The sequence below is a fragment of the Kitasatospora sp. NPDC056446 genome (genome assembly GCF_042796115.1).
GTDB lineage: Bacteria > Actinomycetota > Actinomycetes > Streptomycetales > Streptomycetaceae > Kitasatospora.
This window is the reverse complement of the sequence record NZ_JBHTRF010000116.1, coordinates 12,774-19,381: the sequence shown is the minus strand read 5'-3', so window position 1 is coordinate 19,381 and position 6,608 is coordinate 12,774. Positions and strand designations below refer to the sequence as shown.

Sequence of the window (6,608 nt, the reverse complement as noted above, 5' to 3'; positions counted from 1 at the left end):
CCGCCAACGTCGACCGGAACTCCTTCCCCCCCTCCCCCTACATCCACGCCTACAACGCGGACGGCAAGGAGATCTACAACCAGAAGACGCAGCCCCGGCGCGACTCCTGAGGCGATCGGGACGGCGGTACGCGGCAACCTCCGTACCGGTCGGGGCCGGTGTCGGGGTCCAGGCCTTCGCGGGTGACGGAGACGGCGTCGATGCCGCTTGCGGCGATACGTTCCCCGTTCGGCGTCACCGGCTGCGGGAAGTGACGCTTCGGCGGCGGCGGGAACGCCTCGACCAGCCGGTCGAGGTCGTCCCTCGTCCCGTGGCCGCACCGGCCGCGGGGCCGGTGCGGCGGGAGTCTACGAGAGGAACTGCAGGGAGGACGCCTTGTCGTTCCAGGAGCTGTCGAGGTTGCCGTATCCCCACGATCGGATCGCCAGCTGTCCACCCCCGTAGTTCGCGTGTTCGTAGAGCACCACCGGCAGGTTGGTGTTGTTGTAGTACGAGCTGGCTGCATCGTTGAAGTTGTAGTCACCCAGGTAGGACACGCCCGAGCGGGTGACCAGCATCGGAGCGCTGCCGCCCCCGTTGTAGTTGACGTCCCGGTAGAGGCACAACCGCCCCGACGGGCAGCTGCTGATGCCCTGCCCGTTCGTGAGGTAGGTGTCGGCGGCCAGGTCCTCCGCCACCGCCACCGTCGGGGCGGCGTGCACCGGCACCGTCAGCAGCCCGACCGCCAGGGCCGCCACCCCGGCGGCAAGTGCGACTCGCGACTTCATGGGAACTCCTCGAAGTTCGTGGATTGTGCACGGATCGTGCCTTCGGAGACTTCCACTTCACCGGCGCAACCATGAGCGGCTGTCACCCGAACGGCGACTCACGGGCACCCGCGCGGGCCCCCGGGAACCCGGTCGGCCCAGTTCCCGGCAGGGGGATGGTCCCGGGAGCACGGAGAGCCGCCTGAAGCGCGAGGTTGAGAGGTTCTTGGCTCGGTAGCCCGCCGCCGGCAGCTACCGTCCGCAAGGGCCGGCGGGCTGCCTACGAGGATTGCCGCACGATCGGTCGTGGGGCCGGGACGCGTCGCGGCACGGCCTCGGGTGAGCCGGCAATGCGACCTGGACCTCGGCTCCTCGGCCAGACCTCTACTGTGCCGGACCAGCCGGCGTTTCGATGGGCAGAGGCGGCCAGTCCCGCTCCTTCCGGGTAAGGCCTGCCAGCTCTTCCGGTGGTTCGGCGCCGCCCTGAACGGTCGTGACGTAGGCCCTTGCTTCCTTCAGGCTCAGTCGCGGGGCCTGCTTGCGCAGGTGACTCATCGCGGCCACGACGCCCGCGGAGTGGACGAGCGCCCGAACAGTGGAGGCCATTGGGTCAGGCGGTCTGATGCCCTTGATCTGCAGGAGGTACTGCTCCTCCCAGCCGTCGTCCTCCCACCAGACGGCGGGCACGTAGTGGATGCTCCCATCGTGCCGGTCCACCAGGTAGTGGCCGCCGACGAAGCTGCCGCGCATGTCACGGGCCCGGGCCTGCTCCGCCGAACGCCAGAAGACGAGCCAGCCGACCGCGCGTTCCTGCACGTGGTAGATGTCCGGCGTGGGGGCGGACCCCCTCCACGGCTGCGTCGGCAGCTCTCCGGCCAGGAAGGACTCGATGAGCTCAACGGCGCGTTCCTTGGAGATCACGGTCTCATCATTCACCACAGGCCACCCGGCTTTCGGCATGCCCGCGCCGCGGCCTCGCGATCGGAGTCGGCCTCCTCGACGCCGCCGACGGCTTGTGAACTTCAGTGCTATCCAGCACTTATGAGGGTTTCTTGGGGCGTAAAGCGGCAGTTGCGTCGTAAAGTCGTGAAAGCAACATCCGTACGGCGGTCGCCGTTCCCGCAGTGAGTGAGGTCACCCCCTTGGCAACTTCCGCCGAAACCGACTCCGGCGTCGCAGCCGCCATCACGCTCGTCGAAAACCAGCTCGCCCAGGTCGAGGAGCAACGGGCAGCGCTTGAAAGGGAGTTGGAGCGAGTCGCGGGGTACGTCACCTCGCTGCGTGTCGCCCTCGACAGCCTGCGTGCCGTTGACGCAACCCGCCGGCCCGCCGCCGGAGCGGCAGCCGAGGAGGCCGCTCCGGCCCCGCTGGCAGCCGAGGAAGCCCGGGCAGCAGAGAAGCCGGAACCGGCCGAGGCCACGGCAAGGCTGCTCCCTGTAGCCGACGAGCCGGCACCGGCACCGGCACCGGCACCGGCACCGGCACCGGCACCGAAGAAGGCAACCCGACGTCGGATCCCCGCCCAGGCGGCCGCCTCCACTGAGGCAGCGCCCGCCAAGCGAGCTGCGCGCAAGCCGCGCGGCACCACCACGGCAACCGCCGAGGTTGCTTCGCCGACGGAAAACAAGCCGAAGGCGCGGAGCACGAAGAAGGCCGACGCCAAGAGGTCGGCTCCGCCGGCTCCGGCCGTACCGGTCGTACCGGCCCCGGCAAAGCGGTCCCGTGGGATCGCCGAGGATGTGCTGAACGCCCTGGCCGCGGCCGGCAAGCCGCTGCGGGCGGGCGAGGTCTCCGCAGTGCTCGGCCCTGACACCACCGACAACAACGTCCGCACGACTCTGGAACGGCTCGTCAAGGCGGACCGGGCACAGCGTGCGGGCCGCGGCCTGTTCGAAGCGGTGCCGAAGAACTGACAGCGCGGACCTGCCGGTTGGACCACCACGTCGTGGTCGGCCCACCGGGGCTGGTCGGGCTCGTCCCGGCCGGCCCCGGGGCATGCCCAGGTCGAGCGGACGGGCCGTTCACGAGCCTGCCGTGGTTTGTACGGCCGTCCGTGGCCGGGTGAGGGCGCGGGTGTCAGGGCTGCTGTGGGGGGTGCCCGGCCTTGATAGACATCGGGCGTCAAGCGGGGTGAGTCGATCACCGGCCCGGGTCGGCGGGTTGCCAGGTGGGATCACGTGCAATACCGAGCGGTCGCAGGCGCAGGGAGCCACCGCCGGCACAGCCAGGGACACCCGACACCCGCCGCGCCGACGAACCGTTGGGAGGCATCCCTGCGAGTTCCGGCCGGCATGGACGGGCTGATGCTGCCCGGCGGTTGACGCCGCGCGGCAGCCGCCCCCGGTGATGCCGCGGGCCGGCCGGCGGGTCGATCGTCGGGTCCGGATCGTGTCCCCCTTGCGCTGGGCCTACACAGGTGTCGATCGCCATCACGGTGCCAGAACGCATCCGGCACGGGGCTCGGCTTCCCAGCGGAAGCGGTGATCACTAAGGTGTGGGAGCTGTGAGCATGCGTGGATCCGGTGACGACCTGTGGGAAGAGTTCGTCAACGAGTTTGAGAAGAACAACGCGGTACAAAAGCCGGGTGTCGCCGAGCAGGCGCCTCAGCCCGTGCGGCGAAACGCGCGACGTCGGCTGCTGCCTCCGGTGACCGCTGCGCTGGTGGTGGCAGCGGGCGCGGGGGCGTACCTGCTCCGGCCGTCGAGCCCCGCACCGGCCGCACCGGCCGCACCTCCCGCACTGGCTGCGCCGGCGTCGTCCGATCGCTCGCCGCACGTGGCGACGCCGTCGATCGATGCTTCGTCGGCGGCACCCGGCGCTCCGGTCTCGGCGATGCCGCTGTCCGTCTTTCCGGCGCAGGTCCAGGGGTACACGCTGGTGGCGGGCGTGGCACGCTCGAACTGCACCGGCCCGGACACCGTGGCGCCGACCCTCGCCGGGTTGATCACGCAGGGCCACGGCTGTCTCGGAGTCGACCTGGCGCTGTACAAGGACGCCGAGGGCAACCAGTACAACGTGGCGGTGTTCACGATGGCGGACCAGGGCGACGGCGCGCAACTGGTGAGCTTTCTCGGCTCCCACGCCGACTCCTTCCAGGTGGCCGTCCATGTCCCGCCCACGGATTCGGGTCTGCGCCGGTTGCCGGCCGACAGCGGCCGCGTACAGGGCTTCGCGGCGTACGGGCACGGCGTGGTCGTCGGTTCGGCCCAGTGGTCCGACGGCCGGACCGCGGACCTCGACAAGCTGTCCGATCAGCTCTCGCCGCTGACCGACGCTGTGATCAAGAACGTTCCCGCTTGACGGAGGGCCCGGCCCGACTCGGTCCCACGCGAACGGCGCGACGTCCTCCTGGGCGCCCACTGCCGGCGACAGGTGACAGCCGGGGCCGGCGGCCTGCGAAGCCGGAAACCACCTCGTCAGCGGCCGGCCCGAACTGCTCGACCAGCGGCATACCCCTCAGCCGACGTGGGTCTGCTCCGCCTCGCCGGGTGGGCGGACATCGGAGGCCCTGGCTCGGGTCCGCGCCGGGGCAGCACGTACCCGGGCCCTGGTCCACCGCGGGCACGGGAGTAACGGCCGGTCATCCGGGTAGCCTCCGACCCTACTGTGCGGGTGCACAACCAGGCGCGGGGGCGGGCATGACTTCTTTCGGGCGAACGCTACGACTCCTGCGCCGCCGCGCCGGCCTCTCCCAACCGGCCCTGGCGAAACGGGTGTTCGTCTCCCAGGCGAGCATCAGCCGGTTCGAGTCAGGCGACCGGACGCCGACGCCCGCGCTGGCCTGGCTGATCGACGGGGCACTGGCGGCGGGTGGGGCGCTGGCCGGTCTGATCCCGCCGGACCCCGACCGGGCCGACTTCCAGGCCCGCAGGCCGGGCTCGGTGGACCGGGCGGTGATCGCCGGGGTGGAGTCGGGCCTCGTCCGGCTTCGGCAGCTGGAGGACGCGTCCTCTGCCGCGGACGTCATGCCCATGGTGGCCGTACGCACCGAACTGGCCCTCCAGACGGCCAAGGACGCACCGTACGCCCTGCGCGCCGCGGCGATCGGCGCGGCCGCCATGGGTACCGCCTTCCTCGGCTGGTGCCACTTCCAGGCGGGGCGGTACGCGGCGGCCGAACAGATGCTGGACCGCGCGGTGGCCTACGCCTACGAGTCGCAGGCGCCCGACCGCCTGGAGCGCACCATGAGCTACCGGGGAGTGCTGGAACTGGTCTGGGGCAGCCCCGTCGCCGCAGCCAGCATGCTCGACGCCGCCCGCCGCGACACCCGCGCCCACCCGGCTCTGCGGGCCTATGACGCCGGGCAGCAGGCCCGGGCACTCGCCCACGCGGGCGAGACCCGGGAAGCCGACCGGCTGCTGCTGGAGGCGGACCGGTTGGCCGAGGCCGTCGACTACGCCGATCTACCGGTGGGCGCGTACTGGTACACGCCGGGGTGGCTGGCCCTGCGCCGGGGCGTGGCGATGCTCGCCCAGGGCCGTACCGCCTCGGCCCGGCAGGAGATCGAACAGGGCTATGCCGCCATGCCGGCGGAGCACCGGCAGGCCGCCTGGGCGCGGCAGTGGATCGACGCGGTGACCGGCGACCGGGCCCCCTCCGACCTGGTCCTCCCACCGGGCCGACGCGGCCGGGACGGCACCGCGGCTTCGACACGGCTGTCCCGCCCGGCCGGTACCCGCCGGACGCGACAGCCGTGAACAGGCGTGCCGACTACGGGAGGAAGGCCAGGCAGGCCTTGCCCGTGTAGTCGCCGGTGTACCGGTCGATCCCGTCGAGCCTGTTCTGCAGGTCGATCGGATCGCCGATCCTGACGCCCGCGACGTGCGACATCCCGGTGCACAGGTTGTCCTGGGCCGTCTTGAACGACTTGTAGAGGTGCGTGGGCCTGAAGTGGTACAGGCCGGGCCTCTCCGTACTCAGCGCCTCGATCCAGACGTAACCGTGGCCGTCCGGCAGCGGCGCGGGACCGAAGGCCCGGGCGTGGTCGATGGGTCCCAGGTGATTGTATTCCTGGTCGGCGAACGCGCAGCCGTACTTGCTCGAAACCGTGGCGTTGCAGGTCACGCGGGTGGGTTGCTGGCCCTGGAGTGCGGAGCCGATCATCGCGCGGTACCCGTCGCTGTGCCCGTACTTCGACGGGAAGCCGGCCGCCGCCATGCCGCCGAGGAGCTTGAGGGTGGCCTCTTCCGGGCTTGTCGACGTCCGGTCCACGATGACGACGTTGATCGGCTCGTCCAGCCGCCTGCCGTCGGGCTGCTGCTGGCCCAACCAGTCGGAAATCCCCCAGTCGGAGGGCTGACAGTCGGGCGATTTCGGGGTTTGGCAGGTCAGCATCCACTTTCCGAGTTCGCCGTACGGCGTCTGCACGGTGTCCCCCCACGACTCACCCCCGCCTGACGCCGTCACGGCTCCGGCAACGGGCGCTTGCGCCGCGACCAGCAGAGCCGAGCCGAGCAGGGTGAACAGCACCGACGATCCCCGCCGCGAAACACCGTTCTTGCGTTCTCTCATTCTGTCTCCCCGGGAAACAAGCCGAAATCCCCAGCGGAAAGATCTCCCCGCCTGGAATCGATCGTAGGAATCCCCGGGAGCCGCAACAACATATGCGGGCGGATCGGAATAGTATTCCGCCGGAAGTCGACGGCTCATCCGGCGGGTCACGGCTCGTCGGCGCGCGGTCCGCAAGGGGCGTACGGGAGACCCGTGCACCGCTTCGCTGCCGCTCAGGGGCCGGACGGGAAGTTGTCGGCGCGGGTGGGGCCCGCCACGGAAGGTCGTGCAGAACGAGGCAGCCACAAGCTGAAGGTGGGGGGGGGGGGGCGGGGGCCGCCCGCGCCCCCCCCCGGGGGTGGGGGCGCGGG

The 6,608-nt window shown here is 71.1% G+C and carries 6 protein-coding genes; 3 read left to right on the top strand and 3 right to left on the bottom strand.

Features of this window, described 5'->3' with window-relative positions; genetic code table 11:
- Positions 1-347 precede the first annotated feature (347 nt).
- A complete protein-coding gene (locus ACFQ6N_RS38125; protein ID WP_380658714.1) occupies positions 348-767 on the bottom strand; it encodes a peptidase inhibitor family I36 protein in 420 nt (139 codons plus the stop codon).
- Between the two features lie 363 nt (positions 768-1,130).
- Positions 1,131-1,667: a hypothetical protein gene (locus ACFQ6N_RS38120; RefSeq protein ID WP_380658713.1), complete on the bottom strand. Its 537-nt coding sequence runs from the start codon at positions 1,665-1,667 to the stop codon at positions 1,131-1,133.
- Positions 1,668-1,888: 221 nt separating this feature from the next.
- Between ACFQ6N_RS38120 and ACFQ6N_RS38115 the strand changes: the two genes are divergently transcribed.
- From ACFQ6N_RS38115 to ACFQ6N_RS38105, 3 genes are all read left to right on the top strand, one after another.
- A complete protein-coding gene (locus ACFQ6N_RS38115) occupies positions 1,889-2,659 on the top strand; it encodes a hypothetical protein (RefSeq protein WP_380658712.1) in 771 nt (256 codons plus the stop codon).
- Positions 2,660-3,249: 590 nt separating this feature from the next.
- On the top strand, positions 3,250-4,047 hold the full coding sequence (locus ACFQ6N_RS38110; protein WP_380658711.1) for a hypothetical protein: 798 nt from the start codon (positions 3,250-3,252) through the stop codon (positions 4,045-4,047).
- Positions 4,048-4,385: 338 nt separating this feature from the next.
- Positions 4,386-5,444 (top strand): helix-turn-helix transcriptional regulator, encoded by a 1,059-nt coding sequence (locus ACFQ6N_RS38105; RefSeq protein WP_380658710.1) that lies wholly within the window; start codon positions 4,386-4,388, stop codon positions 5,442-5,444.
- 13 nt (positions 5,445-5,457) lie between these two features.
- Here the strand turns inward: ACFQ6N_RS38105 and ACFQ6N_RS38100 are convergent, their stop codons facing one another.
- Positions 5,458-6,258 carry a hypothetical protein gene (locus ACFQ6N_RS38100; RefSeq protein ID WP_380658709.1) on the bottom strand — a complete coding sequence of 267 codons (801 nt, stop codon included), beginning with the start codon at positions 6,256-6,258 and terminating at the stop codon, positions 5,458-5,460.
- Between the last annotated feature and the right edge of the window lie 350 nt (positions 6,259-6,608).